This is a genomic window from Kitasatospora sp. NPDC087861 (assembly GCF_044742585.1).
Classification (GTDB): Bacteria; Actinomycetota; Actinomycetes; order Streptomycetales; family Streptomycetaceae; genus Kitasatospora.
In genome coordinates, this window is sequence record NZ_JBIUUS010000005.1 from 33,522 (window position 1) to 55,626 (window position 22,105).

General features: G+C 74.2%; 20 protein-coding genes. 10 read left to right on the plus strand and 10 right to left on the minus strand.

Annotation, left to right across the window (positions count from 1 at the left end; genetic code table 11):
• Positions 1 to 169 precede the first annotated feature (169 nt).
• From ACIOJE_RS09615 to ACIOJE_RS09655, 9 genes are all read right to left on the minus strand, one after another.
• Positions 170 to 1,384, minus strand: coding sequence for a type III PLP-dependent enzyme (locus tag ACIOJE_RS09615; protein ID WP_400774702.1), 1,215 nt, complete (start codon positions 1,382 to 1,384; stop codon positions 170 to 172).
• Positions 1,381 to 3,180: an IucA/IucC family protein gene (locus tag ACIOJE_RS09620; protein WP_400774704.1), complete on the minus strand. Its 1,800-nt coding sequence runs from the start codon at positions 3,178 to 3,180 to the stop codon at positions 1,381 to 1,383. Before ACIOJE_RS09620 ends, ACIOJE_RS09615 begins: the two co-directional genes overlap by 4 nt.
• The gene (locus ACIOJE_RS09625; RefSeq protein WP_400774706.1) at positions 3,177 to 4,397 is read right to left on the minus strand and encodes an MFS transporter; all 1,221 of its coding nucleotides are present in this window, start codon (positions 4,395 to 4,397) and stop codon (positions 3,177 to 3,179) included. Before ACIOJE_RS09625 ends, ACIOJE_RS09620 begins: the two co-directional genes overlap by 4 nt.
• A complete protein-coding gene (locus tag ACIOJE_RS09630) occupies positions 4,394 to 6,109 on the minus strand; it encodes an IucA/IucC family protein (protein ID WP_280681132.1) in 1,716 nt (571 codons plus the stop codon). The genes ACIOJE_RS09625 and ACIOJE_RS09630 overlap by 4 nt, the downstream gene beginning before the upstream one ends.
• Positions 6,106 to 7,314 carry an acetyl-CoA carboxylase biotin carboxylase subunit family protein gene (locus tag ACIOJE_RS09635; protein WP_400774709.1) on the minus strand — a complete coding sequence of 403 codons (1,209 nt, stop codon included), beginning with the start codon at positions 7,312 to 7,314 and terminating at the stop codon, positions 6,106 to 6,108. Before ACIOJE_RS09635 ends, ACIOJE_RS09630 begins: the two co-directional genes overlap by 4 nt.
• A 223-nt stretch (positions 7,315 to 7,537) precedes the next feature.
• Positions 7,538 to 8,539, minus strand: coding sequence for an ABC transporter substrate-binding protein (locus ACIOJE_RS09640; protein ID WP_400774711.1), 1,002 nt, complete (start codon positions 8,537 to 8,539; stop codon positions 7,538 to 7,540).
• A 71-nt stretch (positions 8,540 to 8,610) separates the two neighbouring features.
• Positions 8,611 to 9,453 carry an ABC transporter ATP-binding protein gene (locus ACIOJE_RS09645; protein WP_280681138.1) on the minus strand — a complete coding sequence of 281 codons (843 nt, stop codon included), beginning with the start codon at positions 9,451 to 9,453 and terminating at the stop codon, positions 8,611 to 8,613.
• The gene (locus tag ACIOJE_RS09650) at positions 9,453 to 10,487 is read right to left on the minus strand and encodes a FecCD family ABC transporter permease (RefSeq protein WP_400774713.1); all 1,035 of its coding nucleotides are present in this window, start codon (positions 10,485 to 10,487) and stop codon (positions 9,453 to 9,455) included. Before ACIOJE_RS09650 ends, ACIOJE_RS09645 begins: the two co-directional genes overlap by 1 nt.
• Positions 10,484 to 11,527: a FecCD family ABC transporter permease gene (locus ACIOJE_RS09655; RefSeq protein ID WP_400774716.1), complete on the minus strand. Its 1,044-nt coding sequence runs from the start codon at positions 11,525 to 11,527 to the stop codon at positions 10,484 to 10,486. The genes ACIOJE_RS09650 and ACIOJE_RS09655 overlap by 4 nt, the downstream gene beginning before the upstream one ends.
• A gap of 155 nt (positions 11,528 to 11,682) precedes the next feature.
• Between ACIOJE_RS09655 and ACIOJE_RS09660 the strand changes: the two genes are divergently transcribed.
• Positions 11,683 to 12,471 (plus strand): (2Fe-2S)-binding protein, encoded by a 789-nt coding sequence (locus tag ACIOJE_RS09660; protein ID WP_400774718.1) that lies wholly within the window; start codon positions 11,683 to 11,685, stop codon positions 12,469 to 12,471.
• A gap of 116 nt (positions 12,472 to 12,587) precedes the next feature.
• Positions 12,588 to 12,989: a VOC family protein gene (locus tag ACIOJE_RS09665; protein WP_280681141.1), complete on the plus strand. Its 402-nt coding sequence runs from the start codon at positions 12,588 to 12,590 to the stop codon at positions 12,987 to 12,989.
• Here ACIOJE_RS09665 and ACIOJE_RS09670 read toward each other — a convergent pair.
• Entirely contained in the window at positions 12,950 to 13,321 is a 372-nt protein-coding gene (locus ACIOJE_RS09670; protein WP_280681143.1) for a DUF6191 domain-containing protein, read from the minus strand. The genes ACIOJE_RS09665 and ACIOJE_RS09670 overlap by 40 nt on opposite strands.
• A 105-nt stretch (positions 13,322 to 13,426) precedes the next feature.
• Between ACIOJE_RS09670 and ACIOJE_RS09675 the strand changes: the two genes are divergently transcribed.
• The 8 genes from ACIOJE_RS09675 (at position 13,427) to ACIOJE_RS09710 (ending at position 22,080) form a co-directional block, all read left to right on the plus strand.
• Positions 13,427 to 14,185 (plus strand): dienelactone hydrolase family protein, encoded by a 759-nt coding sequence (locus ACIOJE_RS09675; protein WP_280681148.1) that lies wholly within the window; start codon positions 13,427 to 13,429, stop codon positions 14,183 to 14,185.
• A 380-nt stretch (positions 14,186 to 14,565) separates the two neighbouring features.
• Positions 14,566 to 15,534, plus strand: a complete 969-nt coding sequence (locus tag ACIOJE_RS09680; protein ID WP_400774723.1) for an alpha/beta fold hydrolase — start codon at positions 14,566 to 14,568, stop codon at positions 15,532 to 15,534.
• Between the two features lie 115 nt (positions 15,535 to 15,649).
• Complete coding sequence (locus ACIOJE_RS09685) at positions 15,650 to 17,809, plus strand: protein kinase (RefSeq protein WP_400774725.1); 2,160 nt, start codon at positions 15,650 to 15,652, stop codon at positions 17,807 to 17,809.
• On the plus strand, positions 17,806 to 18,093 hold the full coding sequence (locus ACIOJE_RS09690) for a glutaredoxin domain-containing protein (RefSeq protein WP_400774727.1): 288 nt from the start codon (positions 17,806 to 17,808) through the stop codon (positions 18,091 to 18,093). Before ACIOJE_RS09685 ends, ACIOJE_RS09690 begins: the two co-directional genes overlap by 4 nt.
• A 44-nt stretch (positions 18,094 to 18,137) precedes the next feature.
• Positions 18,138 to 18,527: a hypothetical protein gene (locus ACIOJE_RS09695; protein ID WP_280681157.1), complete on the plus strand. Its 390-nt coding sequence runs from the start codon at positions 18,138 to 18,140 to the stop codon at positions 18,525 to 18,527.
• Positions 18,528 to 18,665: 138 nt separating this feature from the next.
• A complete protein-coding gene (locus tag ACIOJE_RS09700; RefSeq protein ID WP_400774730.1) occupies positions 18,666 to 20,390 on the plus strand; it encodes a sensor histidine kinase in 1,725 nt (574 codons plus the stop codon).
• A complete protein-coding gene (locus tag ACIOJE_RS09705; RefSeq protein ID WP_280681161.1) occupies positions 20,387 to 21,106 on the plus strand; it encodes a response regulator transcription factor in 720 nt (239 codons plus the stop codon). Before ACIOJE_RS09700 ends, ACIOJE_RS09705 begins: the two co-directional genes overlap by 4 nt.
• 188 nt (positions 21,107 to 21,294) lie before the next feature.
• Positions 21,295 to 22,080 (plus strand): ABC transporter ATP-binding protein, encoded by a 786-nt coding sequence (locus ACIOJE_RS09710; protein WP_280681163.1) that lies wholly within the window; start codon positions 21,295 to 21,297, stop codon positions 22,078 to 22,080.
• Positions 22,081 to 22,105: the final 25 nt, after the last annotated feature.

Below are 22,105 nucleotides of genomic sequence, written 5' to 3' on the forward strand. Positions count from 1 at the left end.
CTGCGGCGACCCCTGGTGCGGGAGGGGCTGGTGGGGGCGCGGCGGGGCGGGAGCAGGGGGAGGCGCTGCGCGGTAGCAACTAACAACTAACAGATAACAGATTTCGAAATCTGTCATCTGTTAGTTGTCACCTGCTATCCGTCGCTCGCCGGCCGCCCTGGCCGCCCCGTCAGCTGCCCAGGTAGTGGAAGCCCGGGCGAGGGTGCATCAGGAACTCGTGGTGCGAGATGTTCCACGCGTACGCGCCCGCCATCGCGAACAGCACGCGGTCGGCCGCCCGCAGGCCGTCGGCGCCGGAGGCGGCTCGGGCGAGGACGTCCTTCGGGGTGCAGAGCTGGCCGGCCAGGGTGGCGCGGCCGGTGCCGACGGCGGGACGCGGCCACGGGTGCGGCCAGGCGTCCACCGGGAGCACCTCGAACGGCTGGGAGTGCCCCCGGGTGGCGGGGGTGCGCAGGTGATGGGTGCCGCCGCGGACCACCGCGAAGTCCTCGCCGTGGCTCTGCTTCACGTCCAGCACCTCGGTCGCGTACCAGCCGCAGTAGGCGGTCAGCGCCCGGCCCGGTTCGATCCGCAGGGTCAGGCCCGGGTGGGCGTCCAGCAGCTTGGTCAGACCCTCGCCGAAGGCCGTCCAGTCGAAGCGGCTCGCCGGGTCGTCGTAGTCCACGGCCATCCCGCCGCCGACGTTGACCTCCGCCAGCGGGAAGCCGTGCCGCTCGGCGAGCGCGACCGACCAGGTCACGATCTGCTCGGCGACGGCCAGTTGCTCCACCGCCGTGAGTCCGCTGGCCAGGTGGGCGTGCACGCCGCGCAGGCGCAGCCGCCGTCCGAGCGGGCCGGGGTCGGAGCCGTCGCCGGTGAGCAGGCGGACGCACTCCTCGGCGCGGTCCGGGTCGAGCCCGAACGGCGTCGGCCGTCCGCCCATCGCGAGCGCCACCGCGTCGAGCGCGCCGGTGGCGACCGGCAGGTTGACCCGCAGCAGTACGTCGACGACCGTGCCCGGCCGGTCCGTGAGGACGGCGTCGAGCCGGTGAAGTTCCTGCTCGCTCTCGACGTGCCAGCGGTGCACCCCGGCGTCCACGGCGGCGGCGATCTCGGCCGGTGTCTTGCCCGGTCCACCGAAGGCCAGCGGCGCGTCCGGTACGGCCGCTCGCACGTGCGCCAACTCCCCACCGCTGGATACCTCGTAGCCGTCGACCGCGTCGCGCAGCGCGGCCAGCACCGGCGCCTCGGGATTGGCCTTGGCGGCGTAGTACAGCTCGACCCGCTCGGGCAGCGCGGCCCGGACGGCGGCGGCGTGAGCGCGCAGCGCCGCCAGGTCGTAGACGTAGGCGGGCAGGGCGTCCGGCGCGAGGGCGGCGATGTGCCGGCGGACGGTCTCGGTCATCGGGCGGCGCTCCCAAGGGAGAGGGGGACGGGCGTGCGGGCGGCCTCGGCGAGGACGGAGCCGGCCAGTGGCGAGGGCAGGCGGACGTAGCCGGCCTGGCGGTCGGCCTTGCGCTCCCAGCGGGTGAGCAGGTTGGCCTTGGCCGGCAGCGGGACGCCCGCGAGCAGCGCCCGCAGCCGGGGCGGACGGCCGTGGGCGGCCGCGTACGTCTCCAGGGTGTCCCGGACGGCTTGCCACAGCGCGCCCTCCAGTGCGGGGTGGCGGTCGGCCAGGGCGGCGAGCAGTTCGGCGACGTGGTTGACCAGCAGGCAGTAGATCACCCGGTCCCAGCCGCGCTCGGCGTCGTACGTCATCGGCCCGGCGACCTCGGGCGGGAGGGCGGCCAGGATGTCGGCGTTGTGCTGGGGGACGAGCTTGGTGCCCTCCAGGTCACGGAAGAGCACCTGGGTGGGGTGCCCGGTGGCGTCGACGCCGATGAGCACGTTCTGCAGGTGCGGTTCCAGCACCACGCCGTGGTCGAAGTAGGCGGCGAGCACGGGCGGGATGAGTAGCCCCAGGTAGGCGCGCCACCAGTCCAGGGCCCGCGAGGCGCCCGAACTTCCTTCCAGCAGGCGGGAGATGTGGGCGGAGCTGGTCGGGTGCTCGTCGGCGACGGCGGCGGCCAGCAGTGGGGTGACGCCGGGCCGCAGCACGCCGCCGAAACCCTCGCGGACGATCAGGCCGAAGCTCTCGTAGAGCGCCTGGTCGGGGCGGCCGCCGTCGCCGGGCAGGGCCAGGGTGCGGAACGCCGGCTCGCGCAGCATCGCCGCATCGGGGAAGCGCCGGGCGAGGTCGGCGAGCGCGGGGGCGAGCAGTCGGGTCAGCGCGACGGCGCCGGTGAGCTCGTACGCGGCGTTCTTGCGCAGGCAGTTGGTGATGCGGACGTTGAGGCTGAACTTGAGGAAGGCGTCCGCTCCGTGGAGCGTGCGCACCGAGGCGGTGGCGGTGAACGCCTCGCCGCTCGGCCCCAGGTCGAGGACGTCCCCACGGGCCAGGGCATCGCGCAACAGCGGGTGGTCGCCGATGAGTTGGTACTGCCACGGGTGGGCGGGCAGTAGCCGGTAGCCGTCCGGCACCTCGCCCAGACCGTCCAGCAGGGCGGTCGCGCTCTCGTCCAGGGACTGCTCGGCGAGCAGCTCGGCACGGACGGCGAGGTGGCGCAGCGGGAACGCGGCGCGGGACTCCGGGGCGTACCGGCGCCAGTCTCCCCGGGCGGCGGAGCGGGACTTGGGCGCCGGATGGAAGCGGTGGCCGAACAGCAGGGCCTGCTCGGACTCCAGGTAGCGGTCCGCTCCGGCGGGCGGGCGGCCGGCCATGCTCTGCCGGAGGCCGTCGTGGCTGGAGGCCACCTGGCCCAGGAACTCCTCGTTCACCGTGCCGGTGCGCAGCTCCAGTTCGTCCTGCACCTGCTCGGCCAGCTCGTGCCAGCCCAACTCGACCCAGTCGCCGTCTCGTTCGATCTCGACCGGGCCGGCGAAGCGGTGCGCGCCGAGCAGTGAGGTGCGGCGCAGGGCGATCCGCAGCAGGGTGCCGCGCCGGGGCAGTCGCAGCAGCAGGCGGCCGTCGGCCGCGGCGGTCTGGTGTTCGGGGGCGGAGACCTCGCGCAGCAGGCAGTTCAGCAGGGTGTGGGCCACTGCTTCTTCGGCGGTGGGCAGTTCGTGGGTGATCGGCTCGTCGGCGATCCGGTCGAGGGTGATCGACTCGGGGGTGATCGACTCGACGGTGATCGGGCCGTGGGTGATCGGCTCGCGGGTCATCGGCGGCTCCAGCGCTTGCGGAGGGACGGAAGGGAGAGTGCGGTGGCCGCGACGGCGGCCAGCAGGGCGGCGGCGGTGCCGGCCACCACGGGCGCGGCGGCGCCGTACCGACCGTTGGCCAGCGCGGTGACGGCGCCGGCGGCGACGGCGCCGCCCTTGGAGACGAGTTCGAGGGTGCCGAACATCCGCCCGGGGGCGCGTCCTTGGGCGGCTCCGGCGGCGAGCACGGCGAGGCTGACCAGGCCGAGCGTGAGCCCGGCCCCGAGCAGCAGCCGGACGGCGACGAAGACGGGCAGCGAGTACGCGACGGCGTGCCCGGCCAGGCCGAGCGCGACGAACCCGAAGCCGAGTGCGATGCCGGTGTGCGGGCGGGCGTGGAACAGCGTGTGGGTGCGCGCGGCGAACACCAGGTAGCACAGGTGCGGCAGGGCGAACAGGACGCCGGTGGTGGTGGCGGAGACGCCGGGCAGCCGCTGCTCGGCGAGCGAGATGAGATAGGGGAAGGAGATGACGGTGGCGAAGACGAACACGAACTCGAAGACGTAGAGCGGCAGTAGCGGGACCCCCGGCGCCCGCTCGGTGCGGCCCTCGGACGCGGGCGCCGCCGCCGGTCGCTCCGGCTCGGGCAGCCGCGACAGGAGCAGTGCGGCGGCGAGCGGGAGGACGGCCATCACCAGGTACTGGCGGTGCGGGTCGATCCACGGGGACAGCGCGCCGACCAGGATCGGTGCCGCGACCAGGGCCGCCCGCGCACTGCCCTGCATCAGGGTGAGCGCGCGCGACAGCCTGGGCCCGTCGAGGGCGGCGGCGAGGTAGCCGTTGGTGGCGGCGAAGGTGCCGCCGAGGAAGCCCTGGAGGACCAGCGCGAGGGTGAAGGCGGGCAGGCTGCCGGCGGCCCCGGCCAGCAGGAAGGAGGCAGTGAGACCGAGTTGGGCGCGCAGCAGCAGCCGCTTGCGGCCGAAGCGGTCGGCCATCCGGCCCCACAGCGGTGCGCCGAGCGCGCTGAACACCGTCGGGACGATGTAGAGCACGCCGGCCCACCGGGCCTGCGGGTCGCCGAGCGTGGGCAGGATCGCGGTCAGGTACGGCGGCAGGCCCAGCGCGGCGAAGGAGGCGACGAAGTAGCAGGCCGCGACGGCGTGCACCTGGCGGCGGCCGAGCCCGCCGGAGCCGTCGCTCTCGCGGCTGGACCGCTGCGGCAGGGTCTCCGTGCTCATCGGGCGATACCGTTCGCCAGCAGGTAGTTGGGGCCGCTGGTGTAGTGCTTGTTGATGTCGGCGGCGCCCGAGCGCTGCTTGCTGAGCAGGGTACCGGCGCTGACCATGGCCTTCACCGGCAGGCGTTCGGCCTCCAGGAGGTTCGCCCGCAGCGGTTCGCCGGCCGGACCGATCCGGTCCACGGCCTCGGCCAGGCGCTTGCGCAACAGGCCGAGCACCTCGTCGAGTTCGGCGCGGCCGTGGTCGGCGAGGCCGAAGGCGAGGGAAGCGGTGCACAGGTGGCCGGTGATGGTGGTGAACAGGTCGGTGAGCGCCCGGTCGTCGTCGCCGAAGATCCGAGGGTCGTCGAAGTCCGCGCGGTCCAGGGCGAGTTCGCCGAGGCCGGCGGTCATCCGGGCGGTGTGCACGCGTGGGCCGTCGTCGTCCTTGTAGAGCAGGCGCAGCCCGTTGGCGTCGAGCACCAGCGAGGTGTTCTGCTGGTGCGATTCCAGCGCGATCCCGTACCCGAACAGCGTGGCCTGCCAGTCCAGCAAAAGCTCCAGCAGTGCGTCGTAGAAGGCGAGTTGGTCGCCGTCGTGGAATCGGTCGGCGAGGTGGTCGAGCAGCAGGCGGCCGCCGGGCGCGGGGGCCAGCAGGGCGGCCAGCGGGGCGGTGACGGCCCGCTCCAGCCCGGTCGGGTAGCGGCGCAGCAGGACGGCCAGCAGCTCGTGCCCGGCGTGCGCCCAGGTCTGCTCGTCGGCGTGCAGGACGCGGTCGGCGAAGCGCGGCTCCCGGGCCAGCACGGCCTCGATCAGGCGCTGGCCGGCGGCGCCGTCGAGCAGTGTGCCGGGCTTGATGGTGCGGCGGTTGAGCCGGCCCAGGGTGGCGGTGGCGAGCGGGAGTTTGAGGTGGCAGGCGGGGTCGTCGGCGACGGCGACGGTGCGCATGGAGAGCGTCGGCACGACGGTCAGGTACGGCCGTTCGGCGAGCACCGCGCGGCCGGCCAGGCCGGCCGCCTCCAGCGCCTCGTCGAGTGGGGCGCCGACGGTGAGCGGGTGGACGGGCAGGGTGGTCCAGCCCTCGCCGGGGCAGGCGGCCTCAAGGCCGAGCCAGGCCGGGGTGGGCCACCAGCTCGGGAGCGGGCGCTCGCCGTGGGTGGTGAGGGCGCCGGCCGGTACGGCCAGCCAGCGCAGTTCGAAAGCGGGGTGGAACTCGGGGGCGTAGGCGCGCAGTTGCGGCTCGGTGAGGCCGGACCGGCCGCGTGCGGTCGGGTAGACCGGGTGGTCGAGGTAGGCGGCCAGGGTGTCGTGGCCGAGGGCGGCGGCGAGGCCGGTCCAGTCGGCCGGGTCCTCGCCGTACAGGTCGGTGAGCCGGGCGTGCACCTCGGGCCGCACGCGCTCGTGCAGCTCCATGGTGTCGAGGGTCTGGCGGCACTCCTCGGCGAACGCGGCCCAGCCGGGCCGGTCCTCGGCCTCGGCCAGGTCGGTCAGGGCCGTCACGATGGCGTCCAGGCCGGTGAGCCGGCGCCCGGCCAGCTCCAGCAGGGGCAGCCGGGCGGCGTACTCGCACTGGAAGCCCTCGACGGCGACGGGCAGGGCGAGTTCGGCGTCCGCGACGGTGAACCAGGGGCCGTCGGCGCGGTCCTTCACGGCGCCGCGGGTGCGCAGGCCGAGGACGTCCTCGCGCAGCAGGGCGGAGAGCACCCGCAGGGTGAGCTGCTCGTCGGCGGTCACGGGGTGATCTCCCAGCGGTTGGCGGCGCGGAACCGGGCGACGGCGGCGTCCACGGCGCCCTGGTCGGTGCCGGTGGCCCACATCACGCCCAGGTAGTCCCGGTTGGTGCGGTAGTGCTCGTGCCGTTCGCCGAGCGGGCGCAGCGGCCGGTAGGCGAGCCGGACGCCGTCGCGCTCCTCGTCGTGCGGACCGGGGGCGGCGGTGAGGACGCCGGCCCGGTCGGCGCAGATCACCTCGTTGCGGGCCCGGCGGGGCGTCGCGGCGCACTGCGTGCCGAGGTCGCCGGGGAGTTCGCGGCCGAGATGGGCCGCGAGGATGTGCTCGAAGAGCGGGATGCCGAGTATCTCGGCGAGCATCAGGTCGCACTGGTCGCCGATGGCGCGGTAGTTGACCTCGATGATCCGGGCGCGGCCGTCCGGCTGGACGACGAACTCGGTGTGGCAGGCGCCGAGTCCGACGCCGAGCGCGTCGAGCTGGGCGAGCACCTGCTCGACCACCGCGGCGGGGCGCGCGGGGACGAACTCCAGCACCTCCTCGATGAAGTCCGGTGGCGGGGAGAGGCGGGTGCGGAAGCCGCCGAGGACGTGCCGGCGGCGGCCGTCGCCGAGCGTCTCCAGGGTGCACAGTTGGCCGGCCAGGAACTCCTCGACGACGAGCGTGGCGCCGGCCCGGCGGTGCTGGATCTCCCGGCAGCGGGCGGCGAGTTCGGCGGCGTCGGCGACCAGCGTGACGTCCTCGCTGGCGACCCCCTCGCGAGGCTTGACCACGCACGGGAAGGGCGGGTCCAGCTCGGCCGGGTCCTGCCCGGGGGCCAACTCGGCGGACCAGACGGCGTCCTGGCCGGTCAGGGCGAGGTGGCGGCGCAGCTGGCCCTTGTCCTTGGCCCGCAGCGCGGCCTTCCAGTCCTTGGCCGGGAGGCCGAAGTACTCGGCGGCGAGGGCGGTCTGGGTCTGCAGGTGGTCGCTGTTGCTGAACACCGCGGCGGGCGCGTGGTGCCGGGAGATCAGGCTGATCACCGCGCGGAAGTCCCGGACGTCGCACTCCAGCACCTCGGGTGCGGTGGACGGGAGGTCGGCGTAGGCCTTCCGGTGGGGCTCGGCGTGGTCGGTCAGGACGGTGACGTCCAGCCCGAGTCTGGCGGCGGCGGGCAGGAAGCCGGAGGTGACCGAGTCGGTGGGGTTGAGGGCGAGCAGGTAGAGCCGCATGGGTTGGTGGTCCTTGAGGTGGTGGCGAGCGAGTGACGGCGGACGGGTCGCGGTGAAGGGGGATCGCGGCGAACGGACCGGGGCGAAGGGGTCGGTGCGAAAGGTCGGTGCGAACAGCGAACGGATCACAGCTGACAGATAACAGATTTCGAAATCTGTTATCTGTTATCTGTTCGCTGACATCTGTTCGCCGTCGCACCCGCCCGCCGTCAGCTGTCAGCGGCTACTTGGGCGCGTCCACGCCCGCGGCCTTGGCGATGTCACCGAGCATGGCGTCGGCGGCCTGGACACCGATGCCGGACATCCAGGTCTCGTCCGGGACGGTGAAGACCTTGCCGTTCTTGACCGCGTTCAGGCTCTGCCAGACCGGGGTCTGCTGGACCTCGCTCTCCTTGGTCTTGGACGGGTCGTCGGCGGTGGTGACGAACACCAGGTCGGCGTCGGCCTGGTTCACCTGCTCGGCACTCACCTCGATGATGTTCTTGTCGACGTCCTGGGCGGCCGGGCGGGCCAGGCCGACGTCCTTGAGCACCACACCGCTGTAGGAGGCCTTGGCGTAGAGGCGGGTCGGTCCGGCCACGAAGCGGACCACCGAGGCGGTCGGCATGGTGCCGCCGTTCTTCGCCTTGATCTCCTCGCCGAGCTTGGCGGCCCGCGCCTGGTAGTCGGCGAGCGCCTTCTTCGCCTCGTCCTCCTTGCCGAGCGCCTGCGCGTAGAGGGCGAGGTTCTCCTTCCACGGGAACCCGGTGGTCTCGGCGAGCACGGTCGGCGCGATCGCGTTCAGCTGGTCGTAGACCTTGGCGTGGCGGACCTTGGAGGAGAGGATCAGGTCCGGCTTGAGGGAGGCGATCAGCTCCAGGTTCGGCTCGTTCATCGGGCCGACGTCCTTGGTGTCCTTGATCTTGTCCTTGAGGTAGTTCGGGAACCCGCCCTCGGTCTTCATGTGCGGCGACACCGCGCCGACCGGCGTGATGCCGAGCAACGTGACGTCGTCGAGCTCGCCGCTGTCCAGCACCACGACGCGCTTGGGCTGGGCCTTGATCTGGGCCGTCCCGGCGGCGTGGGTGACGCTGCGCGGGAAGACGGCGGAGGCGCCGGTGCTCGCGGAGGCGCCGGACTGGGCGGCGTCCCCGCCCTGCTTGGTGCCCCCGTCGCTGCCGCAGGCGGCGAGCAGCGTGGTGGAGAGGGCGACGGCGAGGACGGCGACGGGGAGTCGGCGGTTCATGGGGTTCCTTGGATCGGGACGAACGGGTCGTCGGGGGATTCGAGGGAGGGGGATTCGGGGGAGGGGGTTGGTCAGCGGCCGGTGGCACGCGACCGGGTCCGCGACCGGGGGACGACCAGCGGCGTGCCGGTCTCCGGGTCGGGCACCACCCGGCACGGCACCTGGAACACGGCCTCGACCAACTCGGCGGTGAGGACCTCCGTGGGCGGCCCGGCGGCGGCGAGCCGCCCGTCCTTGAGCACCACCAGGTGGTCGGCGTACCGGGCTGCCTGCCCGAGGTCGTGCAGCACCATGACGACGGTGCGCCCGGCCTCGGCGTGCAGGTCGGCGACCAGGTCGAGGACGTCGAGCTGGTGGCGCAGGTCGAGGAAGGTGGTCGGCTCGTCGAGCAGCAGCAGTTCGGTGTCCTGGGCGAGCGCGAGCGCGATCCAGGCCCGCTGGCGCTGCCCGCCGGAGAGCCGGTCGACCTGCTGGTCGCGCAGTTCGGCGGTGCCGGTCCGGGCGAGCGCCTCCTCGACGGCCGCCTGGTCGGTCTTGGACCACGGGCTGAGCATCCGTTGGTGCGGGTACCGGCCGAGCCGTACCAGCGCCTCGACGGTGATCGCCTCGGGGGTGACCGGCTGTTGCGGCAGCAGGCCCATCCGCTTGGCGAGCGCCCGGGCGGGCATCCGGTGGACGTCGGAGCCGTCCAGGGTGACGGTGCCGGCGGCCGGGTCGAGCAGTCGGACCAGTCCGCGCAGCAGCGTCGACTTGCCGCAGGCGTTGGGCCCGACGATGGCGGTGACGGCGCCGCCGGGCAGTTCGAGGTCGAGCCCGTCGACGATCGTCCGGTCGCCGTAGCGCAGGTCGAGGCCGTGGGCGGCGAGCCGGTTGGCGGTGGTGACGGACTCGACGGTCGTCGTCGTGGACGTCATCAGGTGCTCCTCTGAGGAGGCCGGCCCTGGCGGATCATCAGCGCCAGGAGCCAGGGCGCGCCGAGCGTGGCGGTGACGGCACCGACCGGCAGGCCGTGGACGGGGATCACATGGAGTACGAGGAGGTCGGCGGACAGCAGCAGGACGGCGCCGGTGAGCGCGGTGAGTCCGAGCGTGCCGAGGGTGGGCGGTCCGGCGAGCAGCCGGACCAGGTGCGGCACGGCGAGCGCGACGAACGCGACCGGGCCGGTGAGGGCGGCGGCCAGCGAGGCGAGGGTGATGCCGAGCAGCAGCAGCCGCAGCCGGTCCCGGCCGGGGTTGAGGCCGAGGCCGCCGGCCGAGTCGTCGCCGAGGTCGAGGACCGCGACCCGCCGCTGGCAGAGCAGCACGGCGAGGGCGGTCAGCGCGATGGCGGTGCCGCCGATCCACACCTCGGTCCAGTTGCGGCCGTACAACGAGCCGGTGGTCCACTGCATCGCGGAGGCGGCCAGCTCGGCCGGAAACCGTACGATCATCAGGTTCACGGCGGCGGCGAGGCCCTGCTGTACCGCCAGACCGACCAGCACCAGCCGGGTGACGGCCATCTTCGAGCGCCAGGCGAGGCCGCCGAGCAGCAGCGCCGCCAGCAGTCCGCCGCCGAGCGCGGCCAGCGGGATCAGCTGCTGGGAGGCGCCGGTGGCGAGCATCAGCACCGCGCCGAAGGACGCGCCGCCGGTGACGCCGATGGTGTCGGGGGAGGCCAGCGGGTTGCGGAAGAGCCGCTGGAGCATCGAGCCGGCCATCGCCAGCGCGGCCCCGGCGATCAGCGCCGACACCACCCGGGGCGCCCGGAACTGCTGTACCACCAGGACGTTTCCGGGATCGCCCTGTCCGACGAGGGCACGCAGCGCGTCCCACCCGGACAGGCTCACCTGCCCGGTGCCGAGCGCGACCGCGGTCAGGACCACCAGGAGGGCGGCGGCCAGTGCCGACCACGCGGCGGTGCGGGCCCGGCGGCGGGTGAGGGTGCCGACGGGCACGGCGAGCGCGGTCACCGGGCCACCTTCCGGGCCAGGACCGCGAGCAGCGGCGCGCCGAGGAAGGCGGTCACGATGCCGACCTCGATCTCGGAGGGGCGCACCACGAGCCGTCCGAGCACGTCGGCGGCGAGCAGCAGCAGCGGACCGGCGATCAGGCAGCCGGGCAGCAGCCAGCGGTGGTCGTTGCCGAACAGCGGGCGGACCAGGTGCGGCGCGGCCAGTCCGATGAACGCCACCGGCCCGGCGACGGCGACCGCGCTGCCCGCGAGCAGGACCACGGCCAGCCCGCCGGCCAGCCGGATCCGGGCCACCGGCACGCCGAGCGACTGGGCGGCCTCGTCGCCGAGGGCCAGCGCGTTGAGGGCGGGCGAGATCGCGAACGCGCCCAGCAAGCCGAGCGCCAGGAACGGCAGCACGGGGGTGAGGGTGTCCAGCTGCCGCCCGCCGATCGAGCCGGCCAGCCAGAACCGGGCCTCGTCCAGGGTGCGGTGACTGGCCAGCATGAGCGCGGAGGTCCACGAGGTGAGCACCACGGTGAGCACGGTGCCGCCGAGCGCGAGCCGGACCGGGTCGAGGTCGCCGCCGCGCCGGGACATCGCGTACGCGGCGACCGCGGCGACGGCCGCCCCGGCGAAGGCGAACCAGACGTACTGGACGGGCCGGCCGAGGTCCAGCGCGTAGATCGCGGCGACCACGGCGAGGCTCGCGCCGGCGTTGACGCCGAGGGTGACCGGGGAGGCCAGCGGGTTGCGGGTGACGCCCTGGGCGACCGCCCCGGCGACGCCGAGCGCGGCCCCGACGGCCAGTCCGATCACCGTCCGCGGCACGCGAAGGCCCGTCACCACGTCGGCGTCGCCGCCGTGGGCGGCCCCGGTGAGCGCGTCGGCCACGGTGGACAGCGGGATGGATCGGGAGCCGAGCGCGAGGCTCAGCGCGGCACACAACACGAGCGCGCCCGCACCGGCGACCAGCAGCAGGGGCCGCCGGAGCGCCGAGGATCGAGGTGTCGCCGGGGCTGTGGTGGCCGGCGGGTCGGTTCTCAACACGGTCGACATCTTAGGTTAGGTTTCCCTAAGTTCGTCAATGTCGAGCCGGTTGCCCCGAATGTCGGAACCTTGCCCCGGTTCGACCCCGGGTGACGCACCCCTTGAGGCATTGTAAGGTGAGCCTCACCTTATTCGATCATGCGGAGTCGATCTACGGAGCGCCGATGATCCCCGGAACACCCCTGCCCGTCGCGCCGACGTCCACCCTGCCGGGCGACTACCGGCGCCTGCGGGCGCTCTGCCCGGTGCTGAAGCTGCGCCTGCTCGACGCCGCCGAACCCGACCCCCGTGCCGCCGACGGCTGGTACTCAGGGGCCGAACTCGCCACCGACGAACGGGCGCTGGCCGCCGCCCTGGCCGGCGAGGAGGAGCGCATCGCCGCCGAACACGGTCGCGCCTCCCGCCCGCACGTCACCGCCTCCCGACTGCTGCACCACTACGTCTGGTCGGCCGGCCTGCTCATCGCCGGGCCCTGGTACCTCGCCCGGAAAGTCCCCGTCATCGACCCCGCCGACCTCTGGCTGCACGCCCCCACCGGGGACCTCGCGCTGCGCCCGCGCGGCCACGTCAGCCTCCCCGGCGACGACGAACTGCGGGCCGCCGTCGTCACCCACGTCGAACCGGTGCTCGCCGCGTTCGCCGCCCCCAGCCGGCGCCGGGACCGCGCGCTCTGGGGCATGGTGACGGACGACCTCGCCTCCGCCGTCTGGTACCTCGGCCGGATGCTCGGCGAGGAGGACGCCGCGGTCGCCGCCGCCGAGGCGCTCCTGCCCGGCGGCACCCTCCCGTTGCCCGGGGCCGCCGACTTCCGCCGCCTGCACACCCCCGACGGGCGCGGCCACCACACCCGTACCCGGCTCGGCTGCTGCCTCTACTACGCCGTCAAGCCCGAGGCCGTCGCCTGTCTGACCTGCCCGCGCACCGGCGACGAGGAGCGGCTGCGCCGGTTCTGAGGCGGCGTCCGCTCGCGGATCGCACGGGACGGTCGGTTGTCGGTCAGCGGCAGAGCCGCGACCACCGGGAACCGGTCGGCAGTATCAGTGTCAGTGGCCTCCGCTAGGGTCGCGCCATGATCGATTCGACGACGCGGGTCAGGATCGCCCGCCCCTCGCACGACCTCGCGGCGGCCGAGCGCTTCTACGTCGGCGGCCTCGGCCTGGACGTGCTCTGGCGCACCACCGAGCGGGTGTCCGGCGAGCACGACCTGCTCATGGTCGGCCCGCCCGGCGGCGCCTGGCACTTCGAGCTCACCCACGACCCGGAGAAGCCGCTGAAGCCCACCCCGACGGTCGACGACCTGTTCGTCGTCTACCTCGGCGCGCCCGTGGACGAGGCCTTGGTCGCCCGCCTGGAGGCCGCAGGCGGCACCCGGGTCCGGGCCCACAACCCGTACTGGGAGGAGTTCGGCGTGACGATATCCGACCCGGACGGCTACCGGCTGGTGCTCTGCTCCCGTGGCTGGGGGGCCTGAGCGCTCTCCCGCTCCCGGTCGGGCCCGGCCGTCCCGCCGCCGCCGCGCAGCACCGCCACGCCCCGGTCCAGGTCCACGCCGAAGTGTGGCGGTGCCCCGGCCTGCGCGTCGTCCCGCAGCGTCAACTGCTCCCGGCGCTGCTCGATCTGCACCTGCTTGCCCGGGCTGAACAGTGCGTGCAGCTCCTCCAGGCCGCCGCCCAGGCCCACCCCGGTGGACCCGCCGTCCGGCCGCCGACGCCCCGACGACTCGCCCTGGATCTGCCACACCGCCAGCAGCACCAGCCCGAGCACTGCCGCCACCGCCGACGCCACCCCCACGATCACTCCCATGCACACCCAACGCCGCGGGGCCGTGGCGGCGTTCCCGGAAAATGCCGCGCCGAAGGCGGCGTGCACCCGTTACCCTGCCGCGCGGACCGAAGGAGAACCCTCACCATGACCGTGCGCGGAACCACCGTGGACATCCCGACGGCGGACGGCATCGCCGACGCCTACCTCACCCACCCCGACGACGGACGGGCACACCCCGGTGTCCTCCTCTACATGGACGCCTTCGGGGTCCGGCCCCACCTGCAGGAGAAGGCCGACCGGCTCGCCCAGGCCGGGTACACCGTGCTGCTCCCCAACGCCTACTACCGGCACGGCCGCGCGCCGGTCGTGGAGCTGCCGCAGCTCATCGACCCGGACAACGACCCGACGATATTCGATCGGCTGGTCCCGCTGCTCACCACCCTCACCCCCGAGGTGACCACCCGCGACGCGGACGCCTACCTGCGCTGGCTCGCCGAGTCCCCGCTGGTCGAGAACGGCCCGGTCGGTCTCACCGGCTACTGCCGCGGCGCCCTGCTCGCCCTGCGGACGGCCGCCAGTCACCCGGACCGGGTCGCGGCCGTGGCCGGCTTCCACGGCGGCAACCTCGCCACCGAGGCGCCGGACAGCCCGCACCTGGGGGCCGGCCGGATCACCGCCGAGCTGTACTTCGGCCACGCCGACCAGGACCCGTCCCTGCCTCCCGAGCAGATCGACCGGCTCGCCGAGGCCCTCACCGCCGCCGGAGTCCGCCACCGGGCGGAGGTCTACCCGGGTGCCACGCACGGCTACACCCAGGCCGACACCACCCGCTACGTCGCGGCCGCCGACGAGCGGCACTGGGAGGCGCTGCTCGACCTGTTCAAGCGGACCCTGCCGGCCTGAGCCGGTCGGGGGCCGGTCGGGGGCCGGTCGGGGACCGGTCGGGGCCGGTCGGGGGGCATACTCGGTCGACCTGGGGTGGGGGAGGCGCATACGGACGGAGCGTAGGGAGTCCGATCCGGGCCCGGGGCGGCAGAGTTGGCGGGACGGTCGACAGCGCCTGCTCTTCGCCCTTCGGTGACGTGACGGACACGAAGTATTCGGATTGCCGTGTCGCCGGGCGGCCAGGGTCTGGTGCCTGACGGCGAGTCCGGGCCGGTCGACGACCGGCCCACCAGGGCGTCGGGGAGACGCCCAGGACTCGTAGCGGCGGTGAGTGTGGACCCGCGTCACCCGGCGCCGCAGGCCGGGACCACGCGGGCGGATCCAAGGGGGAATCGAACATGCAGACCAAGCAGTACGTGCGGGAACTACGGGGCGCCCGGGGCGCCCGGGGTGCCCGGGGCGCCCGGGGTGCCCGGGGTGCCCGGGGCATGCGGGAGGTGCGGGACGCCATCGCGCAGGCGCTGGCCGAGCACGTCCCAGACGGCGTTAGGCAGGGCGAACTCGACCGTGGTGGACGGGTGTTGCGCTGGGTGGAGGCGGGGCACGGCGGCCCGCCGGTGGTCCTGGTCGCGGGCAACGGCACCTCGTCGCTGACCTGGGCGCCGGTACTGCCCGAACTGGCCGCGCACGGCCGGATCGTGGCGTACGACCGGGCCGGGCTCGGCGCCAGCGACCCCGACGGCGCCACCGGCCCGTCGCTGGAGTCCCCGATCGGGGACCTGGCCGCCCTGGTGGAGCACCTCGACGCCGGACCGACCGTCCTGGTCGGGCACAGCTGGGGCGGCCAGCTGGCCCAGCTCCTCGCCTGGAAGCGGCCGGAACTGGTGGCCGGCCTGGTCCTGGTGGATCCGGCGCACGAGGAGTTCCAGCCACCGGCCATCCGCGTCGCCGAGGCCGTCCTGTTGCGGTTGTGGCAGGTCCGGGCGGCAGTGGCACCCGCCGCACGTGATGCCGGGGGACTCCTCGCGAGGGCAGAGGCGGCCGTCGGCGCCCACCGCCACCAGCGGCGGACCGTCCTCGACGAGAACCGGCTGTCGACCCTCGCGGTCTCCGAGATCCGGCGGCGGCGCCGCGGCGCGCGGCTGCCCGAGGTGCCGGTGACGGTGCTGAGCGCGACCGACGGGCTGCCCGGAGCGATGCGCGCCCGCTGGACCGTCCTGCAGTCGCGCATCGCCGCCGGGGCCGTCAGGGGTTCGCACATCGTGGTGCACGGCGCCGGCCACGCCATCCACGCCGACCAGCCGGGGGCCGTCGCCGCCGCCGTCCTGGAGGTCGTCGAGCACGCCCGGCAGGCCCGGGAGGCCTGACCGCACGGGCACCCAACCCCTGGCCGGACAGCGCCTGCTGAGCCGTCGGCCCCCTCTGGCACACTGGGGGCCGAACGGCCCGCTGGGGAGGGTCATGACACATGGGGGCGGGAGTATGGGGGGTCCGGGTGCCGTGCTCGGCGGGCGGTACACGCTGGTCGAGCGGATCGGCGGCGGGGGGATGGGCACCGTCTGGCGCGCGGACGACGCGGTGCTGGCGCGATCGGTCGCCGTCAAGATCCTGCACTCGGCGCTGTTCGAGGACGACACCTTCATCCAGCGCTTCCGGCGGGAGGCCCAACTGGTCGCCGCGATCGACCACCCCGCCGTCGTGGACGTCCACGACTACGGCGAGAGCGGCGGCAGCGGCGACGCCGGCGAAGGGGACGCGAGCGACAAGGGCGGCGAGGCCGGCGGCGACGACGGGGAGCGCTGCGCCTACATCGTCATGGAGCTGGTCGACGGCCGGCCGCTGGACCGGGTCCTCGCCGCGGAGGGGCCGATGCCCCCCGAGCGCGCCCTCGACCTGGTCGCCGCCGCCCTGGACGGCCTGCACGCCGCGCACCGGCGGGAGATCGTGCACCGGGACCTCAAACCGTCCAACCTGATGGTGCGTTCCGACGGCCGGATGGTCATCACCGACTTCGGCATCGCCCGGGCGATCGCCAGTACCAAGATCACCGCCTCGCACGCGATCGTCGGCACCGCGCTCTACATGGCCCCCGAGCAGGCCGAGGGCGCGGGCACCGGACCGGCCTCGGACCTCTACTCGATCGGCGTGGTCTGCTACGAACTGCTCACCGGGACGCCGCCGTTCGTCGGCGAGGGAGTGTTGGAGGTCGCGCTCAAGCACGTCCGCCAGCCGGTGCCGGAGCTGCCGGGGACGTTCCCGGCGGCGGTCCGCGAGCTGGTCGCGAAGGCGCTGGCCAAGAAGCCCGAGGACCGGTACGCCGACGCCGCCGAGATGGCGGCCGCGGCCCGGGCGGCGATCGGCTCGGCGGGTGCGGCGGGCGTGGCGGGCGCGGCCGGCACACCGGCCGACAGCGGGACGGTCGACCTCAGGGCGGGGGCCGGGGGAGCGCCCGGCCCAGCGGTGGTCGCAGGCGGGGCGGCGGGTGGCGGAGCCGGGAGCGCCGGGGAGGAGAAGCCGGGTGCGTCGGTGCCGGTCGCGGACGTGGCCGACCGGCCCGGGCCGGACGAGGTCGCGAAGGTGGAGCCGCAGGCGGCGACCGAGCCGGGCAAGCGCCGATCGCGGCGCACGCTGCTGGTACCGGTGATCGTCCCCCTGGTTATCTCGATGGGGACGGCGACCGTCCTGCTCGTGGACCGGACGCCCGACCACTCGGACGCGGCCGTGCCGCCCGCCGCCCAGACGACCGTCGTCGTGACGGCCCCGGCGGCCCCGGGCACCCCGTCGGCCTCGGCCACGACGCCGCCCGCCACGCCCGTACCGACCGACACCCCGGCCGCCACCCAGGTCCCGGCCGCCGACCAGCAGACGGGCGCCCCGAACCAGCCGGGCGCACCCGCACCGGGCACCGTCCCGGGATCCGCGCAGGGCGGCAACGGCGCCTCGGCGGGCCGGGGTTCGGGCACCGGCACCGGCACTGGCACCGGTGCCGGCGCGGGCGCGGCGGCCGGGGGCAACGCGGCGGGCGGCGGGTCCGCAGGCGGGGCCTCCGGCGGTCAGGCCAACCCGCCCGGCACCGGTGCCGGAGCCGGCGGCACGGCCAACCAGCCCGCCAACTCCAACCCGCAGCCCCCGGCCCAGAACGCGGCCGGTGGCTCCCCGGCCGGGGGTGGCTCCCCGTCCGGCGGCGGACCGCCCTCGGGCGGCGGCAACCCGCCGGCCCCGCAGACCCCCGCCCGGCCCCCGTCCTGCGGCGGTACCTCCTGGAGCACCATCATCAGCGTCAAGGACGGTCACCCCATCGGGATGGCCCACGACGACCTGAGCGGCGACAACCCGATCGTGGTGGGCGGCGCGTCCCAGTACGGCTGGGTGCGGGCGACCAACCCCGGCTCCTGGATCCTGTTCAACGCCTGCAACAGCGGCGGTCCGCAGCTCGTCCAGACCATGGACGGCAAGGTCACCCTGAGCGGCGGTTTCAGCTTCCTGACGAACTGGACGGTGCGCAACGGCTCGGCCCAGGGCTCCTACACCCTGGCCGACTACCAGAACCAGAGCTGCATGACCGACAACGGCGTGGGGAACGCGGTCACCATGGTCACCTGCACCCCCGGCAACGCGGCCCAGGAATGGCGGTTCCAGTGACGGGCGACGCCGTTGTCCTCTACTGGCGCCCGCTGTGCACCTACTGCATGAACCTGCGCCTGGGGCTGCTCTTCACCCGCCTGCGCTACAGCCGGCGGTTCACCATGGTGAACATCTGGAAGGACCCGGACGCCGCCGCCTTCGTGCGCTCGGTCGCGGACGGCAACGAGACCGTGCCGACGGTCACCGTGGCCGGTCGCCCGATGGTGAACCCGTCGGTCCGCCAACTGCTGGCGGCCGTCCGGGAGTACGCGCCGGAAGCCGGCTCGGGGAAGTCACGTTGACGGGCCCGCGCGGGGCGGACGAACCCCGGCTCCCCCGGGCGGGGATGACGATCAGCCTCCGGATCCGCAGGGACGTGGTGGTGGTCGACCCCGAGCGCTTCCTGGCCGCGGCCCGCGCGGCGTTTCGGGAGCTCAACCCCGAGGCCACCGAGGAGGAGACGGCCCGGCACGTCCCGGACACGACCGAGGCCGTCTTCGCTCTGCTGGACCGTTTCGGCGGGCTCGCCCCCGACCTGCCGGACGCGGGGGCCGGCCGCTGCGGGCCGATCCCCGGGCGCCGCGTACTCGACCGCTCCGACGGGCTGTCCCCGGCGGGGGAGATCCTGCAGGTCGTGCTCGACGAGCCGCAGCCGCTCCAGGACGTCGCCCTCCTGCTGACCGCCGAGGGCTGGGACCCTTTCGCCCTGGGCTGTGGTCGTGGAGTCAAGGGCTGATCGCCGATCGCAGGAAGCAGGAAGCAGGAAGCACGGCGACCAGGCTGACGCCTGACCCACGCCTCTGGCTTTCGACAGAGCAGTACCTCATCCCCAGGTCGTATGCAGACACGCACCACGGCCGCCGACAATTGGCCGATGGCCCCCACCTCCCGAAATCCGTTCACGGCCCCTGGCGAACAGGGCCGGGGGCTGTGGCGCGCGCTCGCGGAAGTGACCGGCGGCGCGTGGCTGATGCTCCTCACCCAGGAGGTCCTACGGGGCCGGGGCCCGTCCGGAGAGGTCCAGCTCCTCCTCGGTGCCGTCGCCCTCGCCCTGCTCGCCGTCCGCCGCCGCTTCCCCGTCATCAGCCTGCTGGGCATCTCCGCCGTCCTTGGCCTGCTGCCCGCCGCCGGGTTGCCGGCCGCCATGACCGCGTACACCACGGCCAAGCACCTGGTGGTCCCCCGGCGCCGGAGCGCCGTGCTGCTGGCACCGACCGTTCTGTCGACGCTGGCCTGTGCCGCCTTCGCCCCGGGCCTCGGGCTCGGCAGCCACCCGTTCGGGTTCGCGCTCGGCGCCGTACTCGCCGCCACCACGCTGGTGGTGCCGGGACTGCTCGGAATGTCGGGCGGACAGGAGGTGCGGCTGCTGCGGGCGCTCCGGGATCGTGCCGACGCCGCGGAGGCGGCCCGCCGGCTCGCGGACAGCGAGTCCAAGATGCATGAGCGGTCCCGGATCGCCGCCGAGATGCACGACCTGGTCGGCCACCGGCTCAGCCTGATCTCGCTGCACGCGGGCGGCCTGGAGATGGCACTGCAGAAGGAGTCGCCCGAACTGCGCGACGAGGCGGTCCTGGTGCGCCGGGCCACCGGGGACGCGATGCGCGAGCTGCGTGAAGTGCTCGGCGTCCTGGGCCCGTTGGGGCGGGACACCGGGACCGACGCCCTGACCGGCAGCACGGGCACCCGATCCGACGTCGAGGCGCTGGCCGAGGAGTCGCGCGGCGGCGGCATACCCGTCGATCTCACCTGGGACGGCCCCGACCTGACCGACCGCGCGGCCCAGGTGCGGCGTGCGGTGCACCGGGTGGTGCGCGAGTCGCTGACCAACGTGCACCGGTACGCCGCCGGAGCCCGTGTCACCGTGGTGGTCACGCACACCGACAGCCGTGTGGAGGTGCTCGTACGCAACGGACTGCCGCCCGTGGCCCCGGAAGCGGCGACCGGCCTGGGCTCGGGGCGTGGCCTCGTCGGGCTGCGGGAACGGGTGGCACTGCTCGGCGGCACCCTGGAGGCGGGCCCGACGCCGGCCGGTGGTTTCGCGGTGACGGCACGGATCCCGGCGCAGCCGGACCCGGGAGCGAGCCTGGCCGCCGTGGGCGCCCCGCCGCGTGAATCGCCGTCCGAGCCGCGCTCCGACGACTCACCCGCCGGTGTCCAACGCCGTGTCGTGAGTGCCCTCAGCGGGCTCCTCGGCCTCATCGGCGTGGGCGTGATGATGATGTGCGGCTTCTTCCTGGTCGCCCAGGGGTTCCCGGACCCCGCCCCCCGCAAACCCGAGCAGCCCCGGATCGGGATGTCCCGCAAGATGGTGGAGGAGGCCCTGTACGGGGACAGCACATCGGCGCGCGCGGCGGCGACGGGTCGGGAGCCGGCCCATCCGAAGTCCGTGACGAGCTGCATGTACTCGACGTTTCAGTTCGAGGACTCCACGCCGCCGGCCGAGGGCGCCGGCCCCGGGGACGCCGCTGCCGCGGGCGCCGAGAAGGACCCCGATCACCTCAGGATCACCCGGTTCTGCTTCCGTGGCGATACCTTGGCCACGATCGACCGCTTCACCGTACCGGTGGTGTCGCGCACGCCACCGTGGGAGTCCCCATGACCGAGTTCCCCGCTTCCGACCACCGCCCGATCCGGGTCCTGCTCGCCGACGACGAGGAGCTGATCCGGCACGGCGTCCGGCTGATCCTGCGCCATGCCGAGGGCATCGAGGTGGTCGGCGAGGCGACGAACGGTGAGGAGGCCGTGCGGGTCGCCGCCGAGACCCGTCCCGACGTGGCCCTGATCGACATCCGGATGCCCGTGCTCGACGGGCTCGCCACGATCGAGCGGCTCCTCGCCCTCAGCCCCCGGCCGCAGGTCGTCATGCTCACCACCTTCGGCGACGAGCAGAACGTCACGCGCGCGCTGCGCTCCGGCGCCACCGGCTTCCTCCTCAAGGACGAGGGCCCGCACGAGCTGATCAGCGCGGTACGGGCCGCCTCTACGGGCGACGCGGTGCTCTCACCCAAGGTCACCCGCACCGTCATCGAGCGCATGCTCGACGGCGCTGCCGGTGCCGGCGCGCCGGGACCCGAAGGGGCGTCAGCACCGGCCGCCGAATCCGTCCCCGAACAGCGCCTGGCAGCGCTCACCGGCCGGGAGCGCGACGTCCTGACCCTGCTGGGCCGGGGCCTGGCCAACGCGGAGATCGGCCGTCATCTGGGCATCGGCGTGGGCACGGTGAAGACCCACGTCAGCGCCGTGCTGGTGAAGACGGGCACGGACAGCCGGGTCCAGGCGGCGGTCCTCGCCTACCGGACGGGGCTGCTGTCCTGAGCAGCGGCCCCGCACACCGTCTCTGCCGTAGGACAGAGACGGCCGTCCGCCCCGAGGACTACGCGCGACCTCGCGCCGGACCTTTGACAGACGCCTCATTCACGCCCTGAGGCCGACGGTTCGGCAGTACGGCACATCGAGGATGAGAGGCAGCCGCACATCCTCCTCCCCGTACTCCCGGAGCTGACATGTCAATGCAGGCAGCCGCCCCCGTGCCCGCCCACTCCTCCACCGGCTCCGCCGCCGCCCGGGCCACCGGGCTGAGCAAGTTCTACGGCCAGGGCGAGACCCGGGTGGTCGCTCTGGACGCGGTCTCGGTGGAGTTCGGACGTGGCCGGTTCACCGCGATCATGGGGCCGTCCGGCTCCGGCAAGTCGACCCTGATGCACTGCATGGCGGGTCTCGACTCGGTCTCCGAAGGCTCCGCGCAGATCGGCGACACCGAGTTGTCCAGTCTGAACGACCGACAGCTCACCCGGCTGCGCCGGGAAAGCGTCGGTTTCGTCTTCCAGGCGTTCAACCTGCTGCCCACGCTGACGGCGCTGGAGAACATCACGCTGCCGATGGACATCGCGGGCCGCAGGCCGGACCGGCAGTGGCTGGACACGGTCGTGGCGACCGTCGGCCTCTCCGGACGGCTGAACCACCGCCCCGCCCAGCTGTCCGGCGGCCAGCAGCAGCGTGTCGCCGTGGCGCGCGCCCTCGCGTCCCGGCCGGAGATCATCTTCGCGGACGAGCCGACCGGCAACCTGGACTCCCGCGCCGGCTCCGAGATCCTGGGCTTCCTGCGGGAATCCGTAAGGGAGTTGGGCCAGACCGTCGTGATGGTCACCCACGACCCGGCGGCCGCCGCCTACGCCGACCGCGTGGTCTTCCTCGCCGACGGCCGGCTCACCGACGAGTTGCTCGCACCGACCGCCGAGGGCGTCCTGGACCGGATGAGGCGCTTCGACGCCAGGGCCCGCACGAGCTGACCCCGCTCGCCCGCTCCCCGACCGG

Excerpts from the sequence above, each read along its gene's own strand:
- ACIOJE_RS09620 (WP_400774704.1), bottom strand. The coding sequence starts at position 3,180 with ATGACCCGCGAGCCGATCACCCACGGCCCGATCACCGTCGAGTCGATC.
- ACIOJE_RS09680 (WP_400774723.1), top strand. The coding sequence starts at position 14,566 with ATGCAGACCAAGCAGTACGTGCGGGAACTACGGGGCGCCCGGGGCGCC.
- ACIOJE_RS09695 (WP_280681157.1), top strand. The coding sequence starts at position 18,138 with ATGACGATCAGCCTCCGGATCCGCAGGGACGTGGTGGTGGTCGACCCC.
- ACIOJE_RS09685 (WP_400774725.1), top strand. The coding sequence starts at position 15,650 with ATGGGGGGTCCGGGTGCCGTGCTCGGCGGGCGGTACACGCTGGTCGAG.
- ACIOJE_RS09640 (WP_400774711.1), bottom strand. The coding sequence starts at position 8,539 with ATGAACCGCCGACTCCCCGTCGCCGTCCTCGCCGTCGCCCTCTCCACC.
- ACIOJE_RS09645 (WP_280681138.1), bottom strand. The coding sequence starts at position 9,453 with ATGACGTCCACGACGACGACCGTCGAGTCCGTCACCACCGCCAACCGG.
- ACIOJE_RS09710 (WP_280681163.1), top strand. The coding sequence starts at position 21,295 with ATGTCAATGCAGGCAGCCGCCCCCGTGCCCGCCCACTCCTCCACCGGC.
- ACIOJE_RS09670 (WP_280681143.1), bottom strand. The coding sequence starts at position 13,321 with ATGGGAGTGATCGTGGGGGTGGCGTCGGCGGTGGCGGCAGTGCTCGGG.
- ACIOJE_RS09635 (WP_400774709.1), bottom strand. The coding sequence starts at position 7,314 with ATGCGGCTCTACCTGCTCGCCCTCAACCCCACCGACTCGGTCACCTCC.
- ACIOJE_RS09615 (WP_400774702.1), bottom strand. The coding sequence starts at position 1,384 with ATGACCGAGACCGTCCGCCGGCACATCGCCGCCCTCGCGCCGGACGCC.
- ACIOJE_RS09660 (WP_400774718.1), top strand. The coding sequence starts at position 11,683 with ATGATCCCCGGAACACCCCTGCCCGTCGCGCCGACGTCCACCCTGCCG.
- ACIOJE_RS09705 (WP_280681161.1), top strand. The coding sequence starts at position 20,387 with ATGACCGAGTTCCCCGCTTCCGACCACCGCCCGATCCGGGTCCTGCTC.
- ACIOJE_RS09665 (WP_280681141.1), top strand. The coding sequence starts at position 12,588 with ATGATCGATTCGACGACGCGGGTCAGGATCGCCCGCCCCTCGCACGAC.
- ACIOJE_RS09675 (WP_280681148.1), top strand. The coding sequence starts at position 13,427 with ATGACCGTGCGCGGAACCACCGTGGACATCCCGACGGCGGACGGCATC.
- ACIOJE_RS09625 (WP_400774706.1), bottom strand. The coding sequence starts at position 4,397 with ATGAGCACGGAGACCCTGCCGCAGCGGTCCAGCCGCGAGAGCGACGGC.
- ACIOJE_RS09655 (WP_400774716.1), bottom strand. The coding sequence starts at position 11,527 with ATGTCGACCGTGTTGAGAACCGACCCGCCGGCCACCACAGCCCCGGCG.
- ACIOJE_RS09700 (WP_400774730.1), top strand. The coding sequence starts at position 18,666 with ATGGCCCCCACCTCCCGAAATCCGTTCACGGCCCCTGGCGAACAGGGC.